General features: G+C 64.7%; 1 protein-coding gene. It reads left to right on the plus strand.

Features of this window, described 5'->3' with window-relative positions; translation table 11 throughout:
* Nucleotides 1–260, plus strand: a 260-nt coding sequence (locus tag AACY45_RS27255; RefSeq protein ID WP_339548533.1) for an aldehyde dehydrogenase family protein, incomplete at its 5' end; no start/stop codon positions are given.
* Nucleotides 261–694: the final 434 nt, after the last annotated feature.

Below are 694 nucleotides of genomic sequence, written 5' to 3' on the forward strand. Positions count from 1 at the left end.
TTGCCATCTTCACCCGCGACGGCGATGCCGCGCGCGACTTCGCTGCCAAGGTGAACGTCGGCATGGTCGGCATCAATGTGCCGATCCCGGTGCCGATCGCCTATTACACCTTCGGCGGCTGGAAGAAGTCGGGCTTCGGCGATCTCAACCAGCACGGCCCGGATTCGGTTCGCTTCTACACCAAGACCAAGACGGTCACCTCGCGCTGGCCGTCCGGCGTCAAGGAAGGTGCGGAGTTCTCGATCCCGCTGATGAAGTGACGGCGTCAGCGGTCATTGCGAGGAGCCCTTGCGACGAAGCAATCCAGGCTGTTGCTGCGGATCGAGTCTGGATTGCTTCGCTGCGCTCGCAATGACGATTGTGGAAACAGGCGTGCCACAAACCTACGCTCTCGTGCCCCGTACTCAGCGCATCGTCCCCCGCGATGCGAAGCATCGTCGGGAGCGGTGCGCTGCAGAGCCGGGGCCCATCCGTCAGCGTGCCGCGCCGCTCCTGGGTCCCGGCTCTGCGCAGCAGCGTTGCACGCTGCGGCGCGTCCGGGACAGGGGCCTGTCCTGGCGGCATCACCGCGCAAAAACAAAAGCCCGCTCACCCGGCGGCCCGACGGTGCGTCGCGCCTGCTTTTCCCGGGGGCGCGAGACTGCTAGACTGAAGTCATTGCCTTGGGGGTTTTCATGCACGCGAATATTTTCGG

The organism is Pseudomonas sp. RA_35y_Pfl2_P32 (assembly GCF_963970735.1).
Taxonomy (GTDB): domain Bacteria; phylum Pseudomonadota; class Gammaproteobacteria; order Pseudomonadales; family Pseudomonadaceae; genus Aquipseudomonas.